The sequence below is a fragment of the Streptomyces sp. NBC_01622 genome, from assembly GCF_045209635.1.
GTDB lineage: Bacteria > Actinomycetota > Actinomycetes > Streptomycetales > Streptomycetaceae > Streptomyces.
In genome coordinates, this window is record NZ_CP109293.1 from 4,640,449 (window position 1) to 4,661,371 (window position 20,923).

At 72.4% G+C, this 20,923-nt stretch carries 21 protein-coding genes; 7 read left to right on the forward strand and 14 right to left on the reverse strand.

Going from position 1 to position 20,923, the window contains the following annotated elements:
- Positions 1-135: 135 nt before the first annotated feature.
- From tsaE to hutU, 10 genes are all read right to left on the reverse strand, one after another.
- Positions 136-657: a tRNA (adenosine(37)-N6)-threonylcarbamoyltransferase complex ATPase subunit type 1 TsaE gene (gene tsaE / locus OH768_RS20815; RefSeq protein WP_406455731.1), complete on the reverse strand. Its 522-nt coding sequence runs from the start codon at positions 655-657 to the stop codon at positions 136-138.
- On the reverse strand, positions 623-1,861 hold the full coding sequence (locus tag OH768_RS20820; RefSeq protein ID WP_406455733.1) for an alpha/beta fold hydrolase: 1,239 nt from the start codon (positions 1,859-1,861) through the stop codon (positions 623-625). Before OH768_RS20820 ends, tsaE begins: the two co-directional genes overlap by 35 nt.
- Complete coding sequence (gene alr / locus OH768_RS20825) at positions 1,858-3,126, reverse strand: alanine racemase (protein ID WP_406455735.1); 1,269 nt, start codon at positions 3,124-3,126, stop codon at positions 1,858-1,860. The genes OH768_RS20820 and alr overlap by 4 nt, the downstream gene beginning before the upstream one ends.
- Before the next feature lie 46 nt (positions 3,127-3,172).
- Complete coding sequence (locus OH768_RS20830; protein ID WP_406455737.1) at positions 3,173-4,069, reverse strand: L,D-transpeptidase family protein; 897 nt, start codon at positions 4,067-4,069, stop codon at positions 3,173-3,175.
- 95 nt (positions 4,070-4,164) lie between these two features.
- Positions 4,165-5,601 (reverse strand): NAD(P)H-hydrate dehydratase, encoded by a 1,437-nt coding sequence (locus OH768_RS20835; RefSeq protein WP_406455739.1) that lies wholly within the window; start codon positions 5,599-5,601, stop codon positions 4,165-4,167.
- Positions 5,602-5,659: 58 nt separating this feature from the next.
- Positions 5,660-6,031 (reverse strand): holo-ACP synthase, encoded by a 372-nt coding sequence (locus tag OH768_RS20840; RefSeq protein WP_406455741.1) that lies wholly within the window; start codon positions 6,029-6,031, stop codon positions 5,660-5,662.
- A 211-nt stretch (positions 6,032-6,242) separates the two neighbouring features.
- Entirely contained in the window at positions 6,243-7,418 is a 1,176-nt protein-coding gene (gene hutI, locus OH768_RS20845) for an imidazolonepropionase (RefSeq protein ID WP_406455743.1), read from the reverse strand.
- 20 nt (positions 7,419-7,438) lie between these two features.
- Positions 7,439-8,785, reverse strand: a complete 1,347-nt coding sequence (locus OH768_RS20850; protein ID WP_406455745.1) for a formimidoylglutamate deiminase — start codon at positions 8,783-8,785, stop codon at positions 7,439-7,441.
- Positions 8,782-9,984, reverse strand: coding sequence for an allantoate amidohydrolase (locus OH768_RS20855; RefSeq protein WP_406465374.1), 1,203 nt, complete (start codon positions 9,982-9,984; stop codon positions 8,782-8,784). The genes OH768_RS20850 and OH768_RS20855 overlap by 4 nt, the downstream gene beginning before the upstream one ends.
- Before the next feature lie 146 nt (positions 9,985-10,130).
- Positions 10,131-11,795 carry a urocanate hydratase gene (hutU, locus tag OH768_RS20860; protein ID WP_406455747.1) on the reverse strand — a complete coding sequence of 555 codons (1,665 nt, stop codon included), beginning with the start codon at positions 11,793-11,795 and terminating at the stop codon, positions 10,131-10,133.
- A gap of 175 nt (positions 11,796-11,970) precedes the next feature.
- Here hutU and OH768_RS20865 point away from each other — a divergent pair, with 175 nt between their 5' ends.
- The 5 genes from OH768_RS20865 to OH768_RS20885 all read left to right on the forward strand — a co-directional run bounded on the left by OH768_RS20865 (position 11,971) and on the right by OH768_RS20885 (position 15,693).
- Positions 11,971-13,350: a diaminopimelate decarboxylase gene (locus tag OH768_RS20865; RefSeq protein WP_406455749.1), complete on the forward strand. Its 1,380-nt coding sequence runs from the start codon at positions 11,971-11,973 to the stop codon at positions 13,348-13,350.
- Positions 13,351-13,532: 182 nt separating this feature from the next.
- Complete coding sequence (locus OH768_RS20870) at positions 13,533-13,931, forward strand: hypothetical protein (RefSeq protein WP_359603397.1); 399 nt, start codon at positions 13,533-13,535, stop codon at positions 13,929-13,931.
- A complete protein-coding gene (locus OH768_RS20875) occupies positions 13,928-14,749 on the forward strand; it encodes a transcriptional regulator (protein WP_406455751.1) in 822 nt (273 codons plus the stop codon). The genes OH768_RS20870 and OH768_RS20875 overlap by 4 nt, the downstream gene beginning before the upstream one ends.
- 34 nt (positions 14,750-14,783) lie before the next feature.
- Complete coding sequence (locus OH768_RS20880; RefSeq protein ID WP_406455753.1) at positions 14,784-15,296, forward strand: roadblock/LC7 domain-containing protein; 513 nt, start codon at positions 14,784-14,786, stop codon at positions 15,294-15,296.
- Positions 15,297-15,318: 22 nt separating this feature from the next.
- Positions 15,319-15,693 carry a hypothetical protein gene (locus tag OH768_RS20885; protein WP_406455755.1) on the forward strand — a complete coding sequence of 125 codons (375 nt, stop codon included), beginning with the start codon at positions 15,319-15,321 and terminating at the stop codon, positions 15,691-15,693.
- A gap of 20 nt (positions 15,694-15,713) precedes the next feature.
- Here the strand turns inward: OH768_RS20885 and OH768_RS20890 are convergent, their stop codons facing one another.
- Both OH768_RS20890 and OH768_RS20895 read right to left on the reverse strand, forming a co-directional pair.
- The gene (locus OH768_RS20890) at positions 15,714-16,307 is read right to left on the reverse strand and encodes a hypothetical protein (RefSeq protein ID WP_406455757.1); all 594 of its coding nucleotides are present in this window, start codon (positions 16,305-16,307) and stop codon (positions 15,714-15,716) included.
- 122 nt (positions 16,308-16,429) lie between these two features.
- A complete protein-coding gene (locus OH768_RS20895) occupies positions 16,430-16,963 on the reverse strand; it encodes a PadR family transcriptional regulator (protein ID WP_359603406.1) in 534 nt (177 codons plus the stop codon).
- 127 nt (positions 16,964-17,090) lie between these two features.
- Here OH768_RS20895 and OH768_RS20900 point away from each other — a divergent pair, with 127 nt between their 5' ends.
- Complete coding sequence (locus tag OH768_RS20900; protein ID WP_406455759.1) at positions 17,091-17,642, forward strand: hypothetical protein; 552 nt, start codon at positions 17,091-17,093, stop codon at positions 17,640-17,642.
- A complete protein-coding gene (locus tag OH768_RS20905; RefSeq protein WP_359603410.1) occupies positions 17,639-18,268 on the forward strand; it encodes a TMEM175 family protein in 630 nt (209 codons plus the stop codon). The genes OH768_RS20900 and OH768_RS20905 overlap by 4 nt, the downstream gene beginning before the upstream one ends.
- Positions 18,269-18,349: 81 nt before the next feature.
- Here the strand turns inward: OH768_RS20905 and OH768_RS20910 are convergent, their stop codons facing one another.
- Positions 18,350-19,258 carry a MurR/RpiR family transcriptional regulator gene (locus tag OH768_RS20910; protein ID WP_359603412.1) on the reverse strand — a complete coding sequence of 303 codons (909 nt, stop codon included), beginning with the start codon at positions 19,256-19,258 and terminating at the stop codon, positions 18,350-18,352.
- Positions 19,255-20,787 (reverse strand): aromatic amino acid ammonia-lyase, encoded by a 1,533-nt coding sequence (locus OH768_RS20915; protein ID WP_406455762.1) that lies wholly within the window; start codon positions 20,785-20,787, stop codon positions 19,255-19,257. Before OH768_RS20915 ends, OH768_RS20910 begins: the two co-directional genes overlap by 4 nt.
- Positions 20,788-20,923 lie beyond the last annotated feature (136 nt).

The window sequence follows — 20,923 nt, forward strand, 5'->3', positions numbered from 1 at the left end:
GCCTCCTGGGACCTGGGGGCAGACGTAGTTAGGTAGACCTAACTATGAACTGGATACCATGTGACCACGCGCGAGACCCCGAACGCAACATCTTGCCGACACCTTGTCGGAACCCACACGCCCCGCACCGCCCGTTCAGGCGCCGAGCACTCCCAGTTCGACCGCGGCCCAGCGCTCGCCGAGCCCGGTGACGGTGACGTGCCGTACCTCGTCCGTGGTGTCTCCGACCGCCCGGTGGATGACGACCGACAGCCGGTCGTCGGTCAGCTCCTCGACCTTGCCCTCGCCCCACTCCACGACGATCACCGATTCGGGCAGCGAGACGTCGAGGTCGAGGTCCTCCATGTCGTCGAGCCCGCCGCTCAGGCGATACGCGTCGACGTGGACCAGCGGCGGCCCGTCGCCGAGCGAGGGGTGCACGCGGGCGATGACGAACGTCGGCGAGGTGACCGCGCCGCGCACGCCGAGCCCCTCCCCCAGTCCCCGGGTCAGTGTCGTCTTGCCGGCGCCGAGCTCCCCGGTGAGCATCACGAGGTCGCCCGCGCGCAGCAGCTTGGCCAGGCGGCGTCCCAACTCCCGCATCTGCTCGGGGGAGTTGACGGTGATCGAGACGGACAGGGGCTCAGCCGCGTCGTGCGGTGCTGCTGGTGCTTCCATAGCCACTTACGGTAGCCCCTGCGGGCACGGCACCCGCGCGGGTGAGCAGGTCGGCGAGGCGGTCGGTGACCACTTCCGGGTGCTCCAGCATGACCAGGTGCCCGGCGTCCGGCACGAGCACCAGCTCGGCGTCCGGCAGCAGGTCGGCGATGGCCTCGCTGTGCTCACTGGGCGTGACGAGGTCGCCGATCCCGGCGAGCACGAGCACCGGCATGTCCTTGAAGTGGGTGAGGGCCGCGGTCTTGTCGTGGTCGGTGAAGGCCGGGTAGAACTCGGCGACGACGTCGATGGGCGTGCCCTCGATCATCCGCTCGGCGAACCGCGCGACCGCCGGATCGACGTCCCGCGAGGCGAACGAGTACCGCTTGATGATCCCGGCGAACAGATCGGCGGTGGCCCGCCGCCCCCGCTCCACCAGCGCGGCCTGCTGACCGAGCGCCTTCAGCACGCCGGGCAGCACTCGCCGTACCGCGTTGACGCCGGCGACGGGCAGGCCGAAGTTGACCTCGCCGAGCCGCCCGGAGGACGTACCGACGAAGGCGGTGGCGACGACCCGGTCGCGGATCAGCTCCGGGTACTGGTCGGCCAGTGCCATCATCGTCATGCCGCCCATGGAGTGCCCGACGAGCACGATCGACCCCTCGGGCACGGCCGCGTCGAGCACGGCCTTCAGGTCGCGGCCCAACTGGTCGATGGTGAGCGGCATGTCGTCTTCCAGCTGCGCGACCCCGCGCGCGGAACGGCCGTGGCTGCGCTGGTCCCAGTGCACCGTCCGCACGACCCCGCGCAGAGCCGCCCGCTGGAAGTGCCAGGAGTCCTGGTTGAGGCAGTAGCCGTGACTGAAGACGACGGTGACGGGAGCGGGTGCCTTGCGCCCGAAGAGCCGCCGCCGCTTGGGCGTGACGACGACGTCCGGCTCGATGTCGTCGACCTCGTAGTACAGCTCTGTGCCGTCGTCGGCCTGGACCGTGCCGGGGGTGCCGCGCAGCGAGCCGTACGGCCCGGTGGAGTCGAGCGCCAGCCGGGCCCGCTCGCGCATCCCACGCCCGACGGTCATCCGCTCTATGGCGACACCGGCCGCGGCACCGGCGGCGATCACACCTATCGCGGCGCCCGCGATGCCGGTCACCTTGCGCCAGTTGCCGGCCGCCCCCGTGGCGGCGGAGGCGACCGCGGCGACCGCCTCCGCACTGCTCTCGCTCACGTCCCGCTCCTCTTCCCGTCCCGGACCTGCGCTGCGTCGTCTGCCTCATACCCGGGGACGACCCCATCGACGAGGGCGACCTCGTCCTCCACGGGGACATCCTCATTGACGTAGACGCGGGGAACGCGCGATCCGATGCGGGTGACGATCTCGTAGGCGATGGTGCCGGCTGCCTGTGCCCAGTCCTCGGCGGTGGGCTCGCCGCGGTCGCCGGGGCCGAAGAGGACCGCCTCCGCCCCGGGCTCCGGCTCGTCCCCTCCAAGGTCCACGACGAACTGGTCCATGGCGACCCGGCCCGCGACCGTGCGCCATTTGCCGCCGACCAGCACCGGGCCGGTGCCGGAGGCGTGCCGGGGGATGCCGTCCGCGTAGCCGACGGGGATGAGGCCGAGGGTCGTCGTGCCCGGAGTGACGTAGTGATGGCCATAGCTGACGCCGTGCCCGCCCGGTACCTGCTTCACCAGGGCGACCGACGCCTTCAGGGTCATCACCGGCCGCAGCCCGAAGTCGGCCGAGGAGCCCTGCTCGGGGATGGGCGAGACGCCGTAGACGGCGATGCCGGTGCGGACGAGGTCGAAGTGGGAGTCGGGGCGGGTGAGGGTGGCGGGCGAGTTGGCGATATGGCGGACCTCGGGCCGTACGCCCTGGCCCTCCGCGTACGCAACCATGACGCGGAAGAGGGCGAGTTGGGCGTCGACGGAGGGGTGCCCGGGTTCGTCGGCGCAGGCGAAGTGCGACCAGAGGCCGGTGACGCGGAGCAGCCCCTCGGCCTCCGCGCGCAGGGCCTCGCCGACGAGCTCGGCCCAGTCGTCGCCGGGCTGGCAGCCGTTGCGCCCGAGTCCGGTGTCGGCCTTGAGCTGCACGCGCGCGGGGAGACCGGCTTCGCGGGCGGCCGCCACGACCTCCCGCAGCGCCCACATGTCGCTGAGCGACATGTCGAGGTCGGCCTCGATGGCGTCGCGCCACGGCCCGCCGGGCGTCCACAGCCAGCACATGATCCGCACTCCGTCCGGCAGCCCGGCGCGGGCCCGCAGGTCGAGGGCCTCCTCGGGGGTGGCCGTACCGAGCCAGGTCGCCCCCGCCTCGACGGCCGCGCGGGCGCAGGGCACGGCGCCGTGGCCGTACGCGTCGGACTTCACGACGGCCATGAGGGCGGCGCCCGGCGCGAGGGCGCGCAGGGTCCGCACATTGGCCCGCAGGGCGCCCAGGTCGATCTCGGCGCGGGCACGCAGGGGCGCGGTCGGCGCAGGTGCTGTCTCGTTCATGACGCCCCCAGTCTCTCAGAGGCGACTGACAAGCCCGCAGGCCCGCCTAGTTTCCGGGCCGGTGGCCCCACACATACACGCGGTCGCCCTTCTTGAGGACGTTCCACAGTTTGCGGGCGTCGGACAGCCGGAGGTTGACACAGCCCCAGGAGCCGGTGGTGGTGTAGATGCTGCCGTAGACGGCGTGGAAGGCGATGCCGCCGTCGAAGAACTGGGCATACGGCATCGGGCTGTTGTAGAGCGTCGACCAGTGGTTCTTGTGCTTCCAGTAGATCTTGTGCCAGCCGCCCCGGGTGACGTTCCCGGTGCGTCCGCTGCGCATCGGCACCGGTCCGAAGACGACCTTCTTGCCCTTCTGCACCCAGGTGAGCTGCCGGTCGAGATCGACACAGGCGACGCGGTACGAGCGGACGGGGCACTTCCGGGCCGCGTTCGGGTTCTTCTTCGCGGCGAGGAGTTGCATGCGCGCCCAGGTCACGGGTCCGGCGAAGCCGATCGCGGGCTTGATGCCCTGCTTCTTCTGGAAGGTCTTGATGGCCTTGCAGTCGGCGGCCGACTGCCGACCGTCCACCTTCAGTCTCAACCACCGCTCCACGCCCCGCTGGTAGGGCCCGGTCTGCTTGCTGCAGGAGACCTTCGCCACGGCGTCCCCGATCGGCACGTACTCGACGAGCGCGTACGTCCCCGCCGCCGGGTCCCTCGGCTCGACCCGGTCCTCCTCTGCGGTCGGCGGGTACACCTTCGGTACGAGGGCCTGGTCGGGCGTGTCGATCTGCCAGGGCTGATACGGCCCCGGGGGCACGCCCGGCACGAGCTCGGTCTCGCCGGGCCCGGGCGCAGGCACCGGCCCGTCGGCCCAGGCGGTACCGGTCCCTACGGGGAGGGCGATCACCGCGGTGAGCAGCACCGCGATGCTTCTGTGCGCGATTCGTGTACTGATCATGCGATCAGAGAAACGCGGCACTCCGGCGGGGAGCGGGTGCCGCGCGGAGGGGTCACCCTTATTGACGAGCGGGGCGCCGCAGGTGCGGGAACGTGTCAGTCCTGTACGTCCCGCCACGCAGTCCGGACCGCCTCCGCCACGTCGTGCGCCCCCACCGGCGCCCCGTCCGCCGCCAGCCGCCCCGCAAGACCGTGCAGATACGCCCCCACGCTGCCCGCGTCGAACGCCGGCAGCCCCGCCGCCAGCAACGAGCCCGCGAGCCCCGACAGCACGTCCCCGCTGCCCGCCGTGGCCAGCCAGCCCGTGCCCGTCGGATTGACCCGCACCGCACCGCCCCCGGAGTCGGCGACCAACGTCGTCGAGCCCTTGAGCAGCACGGTCGCCCCGTACCGCCGCGCCAACTCCCGCACCGACGTGAGCCGGGCCGCCTCGACCTCCGCGCGCGGTACCCCGAGCAGCGCGGCGGCCTCCCCCGCGTGGGGGGTCATCAGCGTCGGCGCCATACGCGCCCGTACGGCGTCCGGATCCGCCAGCCGCAGCCCGTCCGCGTCGATGAGCACCGGCACGTCGGACGTCACCACCTCCGCCACGGTCGCCGCGTCGTCGCCCGCCCCCGGCCCGACGACCCACGCCTGCACCCGCCCCGCCTTGTACGGCCCCCGGTCCGACACCAGGACCTCCGGGAACCGCGCGATCACCGCGTCCGCGGCCGGACCGACGTACCGTACGGCCCCCGCGCCGCCCCGCAGCGCCCCGGCGACGGCGAGCACGGCCGCGCCCGGGTAGCGCCCGGACCCGGCGGCGATGCCCACCACCCCACGCCGGTACTTGTCGCTCTCGGCGTCCGGCACGGGCAGCAGCGCCGCCACGTCCGCGTGCTGCAGGGCCTCCAGCTCGGGTTCGGCGGGCAGTTCGGCGCCGAGTCCGATGTCGACGAGCCGTACGGAACCGGCGTACTCGCGCGCGGGGTCGATCAGCAGCCCCGGCTTGTGCGTGCCGAAGGTGACGGTGAGGTCGGCCCGGACCGCGGCGCCCCGCACCTCGCCCGTGTCCGCCTCGACACCGCTCGGGAGATCTACGGCGACGACGACACCCCGGGAGTCCCCGGCGAGGGTCGCGAGCCGCGCGGCGTCCGGCCGCAGGCCGCCACGGCCGCCGATCCCGACGATCCCGTCGAGGACGAGATCGGCGCGCAGGACCGGCTCCTCGGCGGCGTCCGGCGACACGGTACGACCGCCCGCGCGGAGCAGCGCCGCGAGCCCGCGCGCGTGGGTGCGGTCGGGCGCGAGCAGCACCGCCGTGACGGCCGCCCCGCGCCGGGCCAGCCGTGCCCCGGCGTAGAGCGCGTCACCGCCGTTGTCCCCGCTGCCGACCAGCAGCGCGACCCGGCTGCCGTAGACCCGGCCCGTCAACTGGGCGCAGGCGACGGCCAGTCCGGCCGCGGCGCGCTGCATCAGCGCGCCCTCGGGAAGTCTTGCCATCAGCCGCCGTTCGGCCGCCCTTACCGTCTCCACGCTGTACGCAGTACGCATGCGGTCGAGTCTGCCCCGGGAGGGGCACGGAACGCACCCGGGCGGACCGGGCTCCCCGTCACCCCTCCGCGATCACCACCGCCGAAGCCACCCCCGCGTCATGGCTCAACGACACGTGCCAGGAGCGGACGCCCAGTTCGGCCGCCCGCGCGGCGACCGTGCCCGTCACCCGGAGCCGAGGCTGCCCGCTGTCCTCGACGTAGACCTCGGCATCCGTCCAGTGCAGCCCGGCCGGTGCGCCCAGCGCCTTCGCCAGGGCCTCCTTCGCGGCGAAGCGGGCGGCGAGGGAGGCGGTCCCCCGGCGCTCACCGCTCGGCAGCAGCAACTCGCTGTCCAGGAAGAGGCGTCGGGCCATCCCGGGCGTACGCGCCAGCGACACCGCGAACCGGTCGATCTCGGCCACGTCGATACCAACCCCGATGATGCTCATGCCGAGCACCCTACGGCCGCCTCCGCACGGACCACGGTCGCCGCCCGTCGGCACCCGTCCTGCCCCTGTGGGCAGGTGGAGCGGTTTCCCGGCGCGGATCCGCTGCCCCCGAGGACCTCGCGGGGGCGTCCGGTCAGCCTGTAGACGACGAAGATCGCGACTCCAGGCCAGAGGTGAGGCCGACGCGACGGAGCGGTGAGTCCCGCCGTCGTCAGACGACCCGCGTTCCCCGCCGCCACACCCCGCTGACCAGCGGCACGCCCGGCCGGTAGGCCAAATGCACATGGCTGGGCGCGTCCAGCAGGATCAGGTCGGCGCGGGCGCCCGGTGCGATCCGCCCCACGTCGTCCCGGCGCAACGCCGCCGCTCCGCCCGCCGTGGCCGACCACACCGCCTCGTCCGGGGTCATCCCCATGTCCCGCACCGCCACCGCGACGCAGAACGGCACGGAGGACGTGAAGGACGAGCCGGGGTTGCAGTCCGTGGACAGCGCGACGGTGACCCCGGCGTCCAGCAGACGGCGCGCGTCCGGCCACTGGGCCCGCGTCGAGAACTCGGCACCGGGCAGCAGGGTCGCGACGGTACGGCCGCTCGCCAGCGCGTCCACGTCCGCGTCGGTCAGATGCGTGCAGTGGTCCACGCTCGCCGCGTCCAGTTCGACGGCGAGCTGGACGCCGGGGCCGTAGGAGAGCTGGTTGGCGTGGATGCGCGGGTGCAGGCCCTTCGCCTTGCCGGCGCTCAGGATCGTGCGCGCCTGGTCGCCGTCGAAGGCGCCCTTCTCGCAGAAGACGTCGATCCAACGGGCGTACGGGGCACAGGCGTCGAGCATCTCGCCGGTCACCAGTGCCACGTACGCGGCGGGGTCGCCTGCGTAGTCGGGCGAGACGATGTGCGCGCCGAGATACGTCACCTCGTCGGTGTGCGCGGCGGCGATCCGCAGGGCGCGGGACTCGTCGGCGACCGTCAGGCCGTAGCCGGACTTCGTCTCGAAGGTGGTCGTGCCCTGGCGAAGCGCCTCGTCGAGGTAATGGGTGAGGTTCGCCTCCAGTTCCGCGTCGCTCGCCGCACGCGTCGCCGCGACCGTCGTACGGATGCCGCCCGCGCTGTACGCCCGCCCGGACATCCGGGCGTTGAACTCCTGCGTGCGGTCGCCGGCGAAGACGAGGTGCGAGTGGGAGTCCACGAAGCCGGGCAGGACCGCCCTCCCACCGGCGTCGACCCGATTGTCAGTGGCGGGTGCTTTGCTTGATTCACCGGTCCACGCGACGCGGTCGCCGTCGATGACCACGGCCGCGTCCTGGATCAGACCGAGAGGGGAACTGTCAGCGAGGGAGGGGTCGTTGGTGACCAGCGTGGCGATGTTGGTGATGACAGTGCTGCTGCTCATCGTGTCCTCGTGGGTGGTTGTCAGGCGCGCAGGGCTTCGACGGCCTGCGCGAGCGCTTGCGGCACGTCCGGTACGAAAGCGTGCGCTCCGTCGCGTACGACGTGCCGGCCGCCCACGACGGTGTGCCGTACGTCCGCTGCCGTCGCCGCGAATACGGCCGTCTCGGCGCCGAGCCTGGGCACCGGCCCCGCTGTCCTGACCGAGTCGAGCGCGATCGTCGTGAAGTCGGCGAGGGCGCCTGCCGTGAGGCTGCCCGCCTCGTCCCAGCCGAGGGCCGCGTGGCCGTCGGCGGAGGCCGCGCGGAGCAGGGCCGCGGCCGTCCAGTGACCCCGGGTGCGGGTGCGCAGGCGCTCGTTCAGCTCCATCGCGCGGGCTTCTTCGAGCAGGTCGATGACGGCGTGGCTGTCGGAGCCGAGGGAGAGCGGTGAGCCGGCTCGCTGGAGGGCCACGGCGGGGCCGATGCCGTCGGCGAGGTCGCGTTCAGTCGTCGGGCACATGCAGGTGCCCGTGCCGGTCGAGCCGAGCAGCGCGATGTCCTCGTCCGTGAGGTGCGTGTTGTGGACGCCCGTGGTGCGGGGGCCCAACACGCCGTGATCGGCGAGGAGTCGGGTCGGCGTGCAGTCGTGGGCGGTGCGGCAGGCGTCGTTCTCAGCGGTCTGCTCGGAGAGATGCACATGGAGCGGCGCCCGCCGCTCCTCGGCCCAGCGGGCCACGGTCGCCAACTCCCGTGCGGGCACGGCCCGTACGGAGTGGATGGCGGCACCGATCCGCGCGTGATCCCGTTCCTTGAGAAGTGAACAGCGTTCCGCCCAGGCGTCCGCGCTTCCGTCCGAGAAGCGGAGCTGGTGGTGGTTGGGGGGCTGCCCGAAGCCGGAGGAGAGGTAGGCGGTGTCGAGGAGGGTGATGCGGATGCCGGCTTCGGAGGCGGCGGCGACGAGGGCCTCGCCCATGGCGTTGGGGTCGGCGTACGGGGTGCCGCCGTGGGCGTGGTGCACGTAGTGGAACTCGCCGACCGCCGTGATCCCGGCCAGCGCCATCTCGGCGTACACCGCGCGGGCCAGTGCGTGGTAGGTGTCCGGGGTCAGCTGGTCGGCGAAGGAGTACATGAACTCCCGCCAGGTCCAGAAGGTGCCGGAGCCGACCTGGACGGTGCCGCGCAGGGCGCGGTGGAAGGCGTGGCTGTGGGCGTTGGCGAGCCCGGGGAGGGTGAGTCCGCGCAGGATCTCGGCGCCGGGAGGCGGGGGGTCGACGTCGGTGCGGACGGCCGCGATCCGTCCGTCGCTCACCTCCAGGGCGACGCCCGGCTCGACGTTGGTGTCGAGCCAGGCGTGTTCCAGCCAGTACGTCCGCGTGGTGGGGTGCGTCACCTGCAGGCCAGCCCTTCCAGTACGTCGGCGAGTGCGGTCACCCCGGCCACGCAGTCGTCCTCGGCCGCGAACTCGGCCGGGGAGTGCGAGACGCCCGTGGGGTTGCGCACGAACAGCATGGCGGTCGGGATGCTCCCGGAGAGGATTCCGGCGTCGTGTCCGGCACCGGTGCCCAGGACGGGGACCTTGAGGCCGGTGTCCTTGCCCAGGACGCGGGCGAGTTCGTCGCGCAGGGCATGGTCGAACTCGACGACGGGGGTGAAGGACTCCCGGACGACGTCGAGGTCGACGCCGTGCGCCTCCGCGTACTCACGGGCCGCCTTCTCGACGCCGGTGACCACGGTGTCCAGGGTGTCCTGGTCGGCGGCGCGGGAGTCGAGCCAGCCGCGCACCAGGGAGGGGATGGCGTTGACGCCGTTCGGCTCGACCGCGATCTTCCCGAACGTGGCGACGGCACCGGCGAGTTGGGCCTCGCGGCGGGCGGCGAGCACGGTCTCGGCGTACGACAGCATGGGGTCCCGCCGGTCCACCAGCCTCGTCGTACCGGCATGGTTGGCCTCACCCCGGAAGTCGAACCGCCACCGCCCGTGCGGCCAGATGGCGCTGGCGATGCCGACCCGGTCGCCGGACAGGTCCAGCGCGCGACCCTGTTCGACGTGGAGTTCGACGAACGCGCCGATACGGGCGAGCCGTTCGGGGTCGGGGCCGATGGCGTCGGCGTCGTAGCCCGCCGCCACCATGGCCTGCGGCAGCGTGACCCCGTCCCCGTCGGTCAGCCGGTGCGCCTGCTCGACGGTCAGCTGCCCGGCGGCGAGCCGCGACCCGACACAGGCGAGCCCGAAGCGGGCGCCTTCCTCGTCCCCGAAGTTGACGATGGCAAGCGGCTTCGTGAACTCCGCGCCCCTGCCCCGCAGTTCATCGAGCGCGGCGAAGGACGAGACGACGCCGAGGGGCCCGTCGAAGGCTCCGCCGTCGGGTACCGAGTCGAGGTGCGACCCGGTGACCACGGCATCCCCGGCGGTGGGGTCGCCGAGCCAGGCCCACTGGTTGCCGTTGCGGTCGAGTTCGTAGGTCAGGCCGCGCGCTTTGGCCTGCTCCTCGAACCAGGCCCGGCATTCGGCGTCGGCGCCGGTCCAGGCGAAACGGCGATAGCCGCCTGAGTCAGGGTGCCGGCCGATGGGGAGCAACTCGCTCCACATCGAGTGGAAGGAGTCACCGCCGACCGCCACCACCGCACCGGCGCGAGCACCGATGCCGGCGCTCGCACCCGCCTCCGCGCTCGCGCCCGGCGATGGGAGACCCGCCCCCGTCGAGGAGTTGCCGCCCCGCTGCTCTCCCGGAAGGATCACGCGTCGTCACCCTCGCGCATCGGCACCCGCACACCCCGCTCGTCGGCGACCCGCTCCGCGATGTCGTACCCGGCGTCGACGTGCCGGATGACGCCCATGCCGGGGTCGTTCGTCAGCACGCGGCGGATCTTCTCGCCGGCAAGCTTCGTGCCATCGGCCACCGAGACCTGGCCCGCGTGGATGGAACGGCCCATGCCGACACCGCCCCCGTGGTGGATGGAGACCCAGGACGCGCCGGAGGCGACGTTGACCATCGCGTTCAGCAGCGGCCAGTCGGCGATCGCGTCGGAGCCGTCGAGCATGGCCTCGGTCTCGCGGTACGGGGAGGCGACGGAGCCGCAGTCGAGGTGGTCGCGGCCGATGGCCAGGGGCGCTGCCAACTCGCCGCTCGCGACCATGTCGTTGAAGCGCTCACCGGCCTTGTCGCGCTCGCCGTAGCCGAGCCAGCAGATGCGGGCCGGCAGGCCCTGGAAGTGGACGCGTTCGCCGGCCAGCTTGATCCAGCGGTGCAGGGACTCGTTCTCCGGGAAGAGGTCGAGGATCGCCTTGTCCGTCTTGTGGATGTCGGAGGCCTCGCCGGACAGGGCGGCCCAGCGGAAGGGGCCCTTGCCCTCGGAGAACAGGGGGCGGATGTAGGCGGGGACGAAGCCGGGGAAGGCGAACGCCCGCTCGTACCCGGCGAGCTGGGCCTCGCCGCGGATCGAGTTGCCGTAGTCGAAGACCTCGGCGCCTGCGTCCATGAAGCCGACCATCGCCTCGACGTGCTTGGCCATGGACTCACGGGCGCGGACGGTGAAGCCCGCCGGGTCCTTGGCGGCGGCGTCGGCCATGTCCTCGAAGGCGATGCCGATCGGCAGGTAGGCGAGGGGGTCGTGGGCCGAGGTCTGGTCGGTCACGATGTCGATGGGGGCGCCCTCGGCGAGCATCTGCGGGAGCAGTTCGGCCGCGTTGCCGAGGAGGCCGATGGAGAGCGGGCGGCGGGCGTCGCGGGCCTCGACGGCGAGCTGGAGGGCGTGCGCGAGCGAGTCCGCGCGGACGTCGAGGTAGCGGTGTTCGATGCGGCGCTCGATGGCGCGCGGGTCGACGTCGATACAGATCGCGACGCCGTCGTTCATGGTCACGGCGAGCGGCTGGGCGCCGCCCATGCCGCCGAGTCCGGCGGTGAGGGTGATGGTCCCGGCGAGGGTGCCGTTGAACTTCTTCGCGGCGACGGCGGCGAAGGTCTCGTAGGTGCCCTGGAGGATGCCCTGGGTGCCGATGTAGATCCAGGAACCGGCGGTCATCTGCCCGTACATGGTGAGGCCGAGGGCCTCAAGGCGCCGGAACTCCTCCCAGTTGGCCCAGTCGCCGACGAGGTTGGAGTTGGCGATGAGGACGCGCGGCGCCCACTCGTGGGTCTGCATCACGCCGACCGGGCGGCCGGACTGGACGAGCATCGTCTCGTCCTGCTTGAGGGTGCGCAGGGTGCGGACCATGGCGTCGAAGGAGCGCCAGTCGCGGGCGGCCTTGCCGGTGCCGCCGTAGACGACGAGCTTGTCGGGGTGTTCGGCGACCTCGGGGTCCAGGTTGTTCTGCAGCATCCGCAGGGCGGCTTCCTGCTGCCATCCCAGGGCGCTCAGTTCCGTACCGCGCGGTGCTCGTACGGGGCGGGGTCCTGACATGGTCTGCCTCCTAGCGGACTGCTCTCAGCGGATCTGCGTACGCATCTTTACTGCGGTTATTCACATCCTGGCGTTCTGAATAGAACTAGTCAATACATGGCGGCGCCGATGTGGGCAGGCTCTGGATGTTTGGCTGGATGTAACGACCACGGGCAACGACACGACGGGGGACGCAGTGAACGACGTACACCAGGGTCACACGGACGGCGCCGAGCGGACCGCGCGCCGGGACCAGGCGGTGCGGGCCGCCGTCGAACAGGGGCTGCTGGGGCCGGACTCCCCCATCGTCGCGCTGCTGGACGTCACCGGGATCCGGGAGTCTGCGGCGGCGCTGCGGGCGGCGTTCGACGAGGTGACGGCGCCCGGGACACCGGTGCTGCACGCGTTCGCCGTCAAAGCGAGCCCCCTCGTGCCGGTGCTGCGGCTGCTGCGCGAGGAGGGCATCGGCGCGGAAGTGGCGAGCCCCGGTGAGCTGGCCCTCGCACGGGCGGCCGGTGTCCGGCCGGAGCGGACCGTGCTCGACGCGCCCGCGAAGACGCCGGCCGAGCTGCGGGAGGCGCTGGCACTGGGGATCGCCGTGAACGTCGACAACCCGCAGGAGCTGGCGCGGATCGACGGGCTGATGAGGTCGGCGAGCAGTCGTTCGCCGCTCGGGATCCGGGTCAATCCGCAGATCGGCGCGGGTTCCATCGCGGCGCTCTCCACCGCGACGGCGACCTCGAAGTTCGGGGTGGCGCTGCGGGACGAGGGGGCGCGCGAGTGGGTGGTGCGGGCGTTCGCCGAGCGGCCGTGGCTGACCCGGCTGCACGCGCACACCGGGTCGCAGGGCATCCCGCTGGAACTGCTGGCGCGGGGCGTCGCGGAGACGTACGAGCTGGCGGAGGAGATCAACGCGCGGCTCGGGCGGCCGCAGATCGACACGCTCGACATCGGCGGCGGGCTGGGGGTCAACTTCGGCTCGGACGCGACGAGTCCGACGTACGCGGAGTACGCGCGGCTGCTGAGGGAGACGGTGCCGGGGCTGTTCGACGGGCGGTACGGGCTGGTGACCGAGTTCGGGCGGTCGATGCTGGCCAAGCAGGGGACGGTGGTGGCCCGGGTCGAGTACGCGAAGACCGCCGGCGGGCGGCCGATCGCGGTCACGCACGCGGGGGTGCAGGTGGCGACGCGGACGGTGTACGCGCCGCAGTCGTGGCCGCTGCGGATCGCCGCCTACGACGGGAAGGGGCGGCCCAAGTCGGGCCCCGCGGTGGTGCAGGACGTCGCCGGTCCGGCCTGCTTCGCGGGTGATCTGCTGGCCGAGGGGCAGGCACTGCCGCTGCTTGAGCAGGGTGACCACGCGGCGGCGCTGGACACCGGGGCGTACTACTTCGCGGCCCACTACGCCTACAACTCCCTTGCCCGGCCCGGCATTTACGGCTTCGTCCCGGACGGTTCCGGCGGTGTGGCGTTCGCGACCGTGCGGAGGCCCCAGACGATGGCGGAGATCGTGGCCGAATCCGGAGGGGCGCACGCCACCGCGCTCACCACCTTGCGCGAACCCGGGCGCCGTTGACGCACGCCGGTGGGCGCACGGTTCAACTGGCTCACGCAACTGGTGCGAAAACAGGGTCAGTTGACCCACCTTAGTCACTCCGGGCATGTCCCACTGGAAAATGCCAGATCCCTCACCCCTCGGCCACACGGTGCGTAGCTTCGTCGTCACTCAGCCGAACCGCAGGCGGGAGGGGAGCCACGGTGCCCGGAATCGACGAGTGCTTACTGGAGGCCATGCGACTGCCCGGTGCCCGGGGCGCCGCGCTGGTCGACTGGACCAGCGGGCTGGCCCTGGGCGTCGTAGGAGAGTCGCCCGGGGGTGACCAGGAGGCCAGTGCGGCCGAGGCCGCGGAGCTGGCGCGGCTGGCGGCCGAGCACCGGGCGTTCGCGTCCGACGCGGAGGACGGAAAGGAGGCCGACGATCCTCCGCTGGAGGATCTGATCGTCAGCAACCGGGACAGCTATCACGTGCTGCGGTTCGTGCGGACGTCGTTCGACAGCAGTGTGTTCCTGCATCTGTGGCTGGCCCGCGCGGAGGGCAATCTCGCGCTGGCCCGGATCCGGCTCGGCGAGATGGCGGGTCGGCTGGTGCTGGGATGACCGCTCTCAGGACCACGCCGACCACCCCGCCGCCCCGGCTGCCGGTGCGGGACAAGGCCGCCGCCGTCGACCGGGCCTGGGGCGGGGTGTCGCCGATGCTGACCAGGCTCGCGGCGGAGAAGGCCACCGGTGTTCTCGTCCGCGAGCGCGGCAGTCTTCATCTCGTCGCGGGCCATGTGGTGCACGCCGAGAGCCCGTCCGCCCCCGGTCTCGACCTGCTCCTCACCGCGCACGGCACCCTGCGCGCCGAGGCCTGGGAGGCGGCCGCCAACGCGACGGACGACCGGCACGCCACCACCCGGCTACTGCTGGACGGCGGCCTGCTCAGCCCGGGCGCGCTGGAACTGTGCCAGCTCGGGGCGCTGTACGACGCGGCGTACTTCGTGCTCGCGCCGAGCAGCACCCCGGGGCGTTTCCGGTACGGGGTCACGCATCCACTGGGCTCCGTGCGGCCGGTTCCGGTGGCCGCCCTGGAGCGCGAGACGCTGCGCCGCCGCGAACTGCTGCACCGCGTCTGGCCGGACGCGGCGACGGACGGCGCGCCGCTGGTGCGGGCCGAACCCGTCGCGCCCCCGCCGATCACACCCCGGCAGGCCGCCGTACTGGCGCGGGTGGACGGGGTGCGGACGGCGCCGGAGATCGCGCGGCTGCTGGGCCGGCGGGCGTACCCCACGCTGCTGGACGTCCGGCGGCTGGTGTCGGCGGGGCTCGTCTCGCCCCGGCCGCCCGCACCGCCCGCCGTCCTGCCCCCGCCCGACGTCACCGACCCCGACATCACATTGCTGAAGAGGCTCAGGGATGCGCTGGAGGCCCTTTGAGTGGCAGCGAGCACGCGCCGAGAGGAGAGAGCCGATGGCCTCCGAGGCCGAAATCCTGGACGAGCTGCGCCGGTTGAGAGCCCGGGTGCCGCAGCTGACGGGGGCGCTGACGGCGGGTGTCGACGGTCTCGTGCTGGCGCAGGACACCCCGGGCATCGAACCGGAGCGGGTCGCGGCGCTCACCGTGACGGCGCTGGGCGTGGCCGTACGGATGGCGGACGCGACCGGGCAGGGCGACTTCCGCGAGCTGCTGGTGCGCGGGGTCTACGGCTATGTCGCGACCTACGCGGCGGGCCGGGGCGCAGTGCTGACCGTGCTCGCCCAGGACCGCGTCAACGTCGGCCGGCTGCTGCTGGAGGGCCGCCGCACGGGGGCCCGGATCGGGGAACTGGTCGACGCCGAGGCGGCGGCGCCGGCCGAGGCCGCCGAGCGGGCCGACGCGGCGCCCGTCAAGGCGCCCGCAAAAGCCACCACCGCACGAACGAGAACGGCGCGCGCACCACGCACCACCGCAACGACCAACGCGCGCACCACCACGGAAAGTTGAACGGACCCAAGGGAGCACTGTCATGGCCAACACCGAAACCTCGCTCAAAGAGGCGCTGACCTCCATCGAGGGCGCGACCGGAGTCGCGCTCGTCGACTACACCAGCGGTATGGCGCTCGGCACGATGGGCGGCAGCAAGACCTTCGACCTCGGCGTCGCCGCGGCCGGCAACACCGACGTGGTGCGCGCCAAGATGCGCACCATGGAGCACCTCGGCCTGAAGGGCGACATCGAGGACATCCTGATCACCCTGTCGAGCCAGTACCACCTGATCCGGCTGATCAAGGGCCGCGGCGGCAACGGTCTGTTCCTCTACCTGGTGCTGGACGCCAGCCGCAGCAACCTGGCGATGGCCCGCCACCAGCTGAAGAAGATCGAGGCGGACCTGGAGGTCTGAAAACCGGGTCCGGAGCCCGGCTACGCGTACACGTCGCCGCGGCGGCGCGCCCCGCCCGGGGTGGCGTCGCCCGCGGCGATGCCGGTGGAGCGGTAGCCCTTGACGGATTTCCCGGCGGGGGCGCCGCCCCGCTTGTCCAGCCAGTCCACGCGGATCCACAGCAGTACGTCGTCGGCCCGTTCCCGGCGCCCCAGCCAGGCGGCCTTCAGCCGCAGGCCCGTGCCGGCCCCGGCGAGCAGCATGCCGCCCGCCGCCGGCACGGCGAACCCGCTGCCCAGCGCGAGCGCGAAGGCGAGCACGATCCACCAGCGGTGGGCGCGGCGCCAGTTCCGTACGGACACCGCGCGGTCCTGGAGCACATCGTGCTTGCCGGCCCGGGCGGCGCCACGGGCGAGGGCGGTGTAGCGCCTGCGGCGCGCGTACGTCACGACGGCCGCCGTGACGATGAACAGGGCCGCCCCTGCCATCACCCCGATCCGGCGCCCGGTGATGCCGGGCAGCAGCACTCCGACACCCGCCGCCAGCACCCCGCACCACCACAGCGGGGCGGCTCCGGCCCGTACGACGACGGCCACTCGGGCCAGCCCCTGGACTCTGCGATCTCCGCGTGCCACGTCCTGCCTCCTGGTCGTCCCGGCACAGTTCCGTCGGGCCGCGAGACTAGTGAGCGAACGTGAGACGAGTCTGAGAACGGGCTTGTTCGCCCTTTCCCCGAGTCAGGGGCCCTTGCCCAGGGTCAGGAGGGCGTGTCCAGGCGCTCGGTGAGCTCCCCCGCGGCCCAGCGGGCCCACTGCTCGGCGGTCTCGGAACCCCGCAGGCCGTATTCGAGCATGAGCCAGCCGCAGACCTGGACGGGGTCGCCCACCCACTTCGCGTTGTCGTGGATGGCCTGCAGCGCCGTGAGCCGCGCGTGGTTGTGGTCGGCGAACTTCTCCAGATACGCGGCGCCTTCGCCGCTGTTGAGGGTCCACAGGAAGAAGACGCGGAGGAGTGCGGCGCTGCGGAAGGCGAGGTCGAGGTCGGGTTCGGTGAGCCAGCGGCGCAGTTCGGCGCGGCCCGCGTCGGTGATGCCGTACTCGCGGCGCTGGCGGGCGCCCGTGCCGGTGATCTCGATCAGACCGTTCTCGTCGAGCTTGGCCAGTTCGCTGTAGACCTGGCTCTTCTGGGCGGGCCACACGGCCGACAGCCCCTCGTCGAACCGCTTGAGCAAGTCGTAGCCGCTGGCGGGCTGTTCGGAGAGGAGCCCGAGGAGGGCGTGGGGCAGGCTCATGAACTCACCCTACCTTTCCGGTATTTCATTAATCCTGACTGGACGGTCGAGAGTTGGACGGTCATAATCTTACCGTCCAACATTGGACTCCCCGGTTTGGCTCTTGGACTCGTGGAGGAAGACACCGGTGAACTATGTCCGCGGTTTCGCACCCTGGCTGTGTTACGCGGCCCTGAGCCCGGTCGACTGGCGACTGGGCACGGGCGCCGCCGCACTGGCCGCGCTCTGGTTACTCGCCGGGCAGCTCCGCGCCCGCGGTGTCGACCTGCTGGGCGCCGCCACCTGCGCCTTCTTCGTGGTCATGGCCGTCGTCGCGCTGGCGGACCCGTCGTCGGGGCTGCGGAACTGGATCTGCGCGCTGGCGAACGCCACCCTGGCGGCCACGGCCCTGGCCTCCCTCGCCGTGCGCCGCCCCTTCACCCTGACCTTCGCCCGGGCCGAGGTGCCGCAGGAGTTCTGGCACGCGCCCCGGTTCATCCGGGTCAACATGGTCCTGACGTCGATATGGGCAGCCGCGTTCACCCTCGGCGCGCTCGCCTGCGCCTTGGTGGTCGGCTACGACCACTCCGCGACCGCGCCGCTGGTCACCGTCCAAGTCCTGGCGTTCGTCGTCCCGTTCGTCCTCTCCGGCCGTTACGCCGCCCGAGCCAAGGCCGCGGCCGGACAGGCGATCGCATGAGCACGCACGACGGAACGACCGGGCCCGCCGAGCGGATCGCACCGGCGAGTCCGGAGCGGCTGATCTACTTCTCGGACGCGGTGGTGGCCATCGCCATCACCCTGCTGGCCCTCGAACTGCCGGTCCCCGGCGCGGATGCGCACGGCGACGCGGGCGTGCAGCACTTCCTGCGCGAACACCTGACGGAGTACTTCGCGTTCCTCGTCAGCTTCGCGGCCATCGCCATGCAGTGGATGCTCCACCAGCGCCTCTTCCGGTACGTGACCGGTCTCTCCGGCGGGGCCATCCGCTGGAACCTGCTGTGGCTGCTGCTGATCGTCGTCACGCCGTTCACGACGAAACTGCTGACCAGCGAGGCGGACGCGTTCCGGATCCAGTTCATCGTGTACGCGGCCGGCCAGGCCCTGACCAGCCTGTCCTTCAGACTGGCCGTCGCGGATCTGCGCAGGTCCGGGCTGCTGCGCCCGGACGCCCCGCGCGCGGTGATCGCGGAGACCCTGGCATGGGTGGACGCGACGATCGTGACCTTCGCCGTCTCGATCCCCGTCGCCCTGGTCACACACTGGGCGTCCCTGTGCTGGGCACTGCTGCCGGTGACACAGAAGATCCTGCGCCGCGTCACCTGACGGGAAGGGGCCGCCCGGCAACCACAACCCGGACGGCCCCGACGCAGAACCACACACGCACACACGGCACTTGACGCCCAATCACTCCACGAACAGCCCCCGCGCCGCCGCCCGCGCGTCGAACTCCTCCAGCCGGGCCTGCGCGTCCGGCAGGTCGTCGCACATCGCCTCCAGCAGCACCCGGCCCAGCAGCATCGGCGCGCACGCCGTGTCGAAGGCGAGCCCGGTGCCGACGGCGGCCGGGATCAGCAGGTCGGACACCTTGGCGACCGGCGCGAACGCCGAGTCCGCGACGGTGACGACGGTCAGGCCCGCCTCCCGCGCGTAGGCCAGCGTGTCCACGACCTCGCGCGGATGCCGGGGCAGCGCGAAGCACAGCAGGGCGGTGGCCCCGGCCCGGACGGCCGCGTCGATCCGGTCGTGGATCATCGTGCCGCCCTCGTTGAGCAGCCGTACGTCCGGATGGACCTTGGCGGCGAAGTACGCGAAGCCGTACGCCTGGGAGGCAGCCGCGCGCAGCCCGAGCACCGGCAGCGGGCGGGAGGCGGCGAGGAGACGGCCGGCCTTGGCGACCGGGCGGGGGTCGGCCAGTATCTCGGCGAGGTGCTTGAGGTTCTCGATCTCGGCCTCTACGGCCTGCTGGTACTCGTTGTACGACGCCGTGTCGGTGACGGACTCGGCGGGCGCGACCTCGCGGAGGTGTTTGCGCAGCGCCGGGTAGCCGTCGAAGCCGAGGGCGACCGCGAAGCGGGTCACGGAGGGCTGGCTGACCCCGGCGAGTTCGGCGAGTTCCACGCTGGACAGGAACGGCACCTCGGCGGCGCGGCGCACCATGCTGTGCGCGATGCGCCGCTGGGTCGGCGTGAGCCGGTGCCCCTCGAAGAGCGTCTGCAGCCGTGCGGCCGGGCTGTCGGTCACACCCGTACTCCTGTCCAAGGTTCCCTCCAGGCTCCCGTCCACCGTCTCGTCCAGGCTCCCATCCACGGTCATGACGTGTTCCCCCTCCAGATCTCGGTGAACCGGTCCAGCAGTCCGGCCGCCGCCGTCACATCGTCCGTGAGCGGCCGGTCCGCCGGGTCGTCGGCGAGCACCGCCTCGGCGAGCTCCAGCGCGCGGCCGACCGGCAGTTCCGGGTCGGGCCGCAGGTCGCGCTGGCGCAACGCCCGTACGGCGGCGACGAGTTCGCAGCCCACGACGAGACGGTACGCGCGGCAGGCGCGCAGTGTCTGACGGGCGGCGAGCGAGGCGAAGCTGGCCTGTTCCTCGACGCCCCGGGAGAGTACAGCGTGCCCGAGCGAGGCGGGAGCCGAGAACGCGCGCAGATCGCCGAGGGCGGCAGCGGCGGCGTACTCCAGGATCATCACGCCGGAGGAGGCGGGTTCGTTGTCGGCGAGGAAGGGCTTGAGGCGGGTGAACGCGGGCTCGTTGAGGGAGGAGAGCCGGGACGTCGACAGCCGGGCCACCTGGGTGAGCGCGAGCCTGAAGTGGTCCAGGGCGAGGGCGAGTTGGGCCTGGTAGAAGCCGCCGTGGTGGTAGGCGGTCATGTCCTCGGCGGAGATGAAGGGGTTCTCGGCGGCCGCGTTGATCTCGATCGCGAGGACCTCCTCCAGCGCGTCCGCCGCATCGTGCGCGGGCCCGTGGATCTGCGGCAGACACCGGAAGCCGTACGGGTCCTGGATCCGCCCGAGGGGAGGGGTGGGCCGGTCGGCGGCACCGATCAACTCCCGCATCCGGCGGGCGACTTCGGTCGATCCCCGGTGCGGACGGGCCGCGTGCACGGGCGCGGCGAACGGCTCGTGCGACCCGTCGACGGCGAGCAGTGAGAGCGCCCCGACGACCTGGGTGGCACCGATGAGCCCGCGCAACTCGTACAGCGCGAGGGCGGACTGCCCGAGGGTGAGGGCGTTGCTGCTGATGAGGGCCAACGCGTCGTTGTTGTCGAGGGGTTGGGGCTCGGGGACGCCGGATAGACCGTTTTCGGCACCTCGCCAGGGCCGCTCCCCCACCAACGCCAGCCCCACCTGGGCCAGCGCGGCGATGTCCCCGGTCCCCACCGAGCCGAACTCGTTGACGACCGGATGCACCCCGCTCTCCAGCGCCTCGCACAGCGCGGTGACGACCGTCGGCCGCAGTCCCGCGCCGCCCGCGAGCAGCTGGTTGGCACGGACGGCGAGCATGGCCCGCACCTCCCGGGCCGGGAGTTCGTCGCCGATCGCGCCGGCGTGGCTGCGCAGGAGCCGCAGGCCGTGTTCGGCGGCGGCCTCGGTGGGCACGTCCTCGTTCCGGTTGGCGCCGACGCCGGTCGAGCGGCCGTAGACGCGGCCGGTCGCGGCGATCTGGCGGGCCGCGTCCCAGGACTCGGTCGCGCGCTTCATCGCGTCGGTACCGGGGACCGGCCGGGCGTCCCCGTCGGCGAGCCGGACGACATCGGCGACCCCGAAGCCGACCCCGTCGAGGACGACGAGGTCGGAGCTCCCGGACACCATCGCATCGGCGGCGTCCACGATACGAGACGGCATAAGGCCCCAAACTCCCCTCAATCAGGACACTCGATCTTGCCAGCCGGGCATCCGTTACCTCGGATTAACGCGGAGACATTGACAAACTATTCAGACACCGAGAACTCTGCATGACGTTATACAGCCGGGCAAGGGA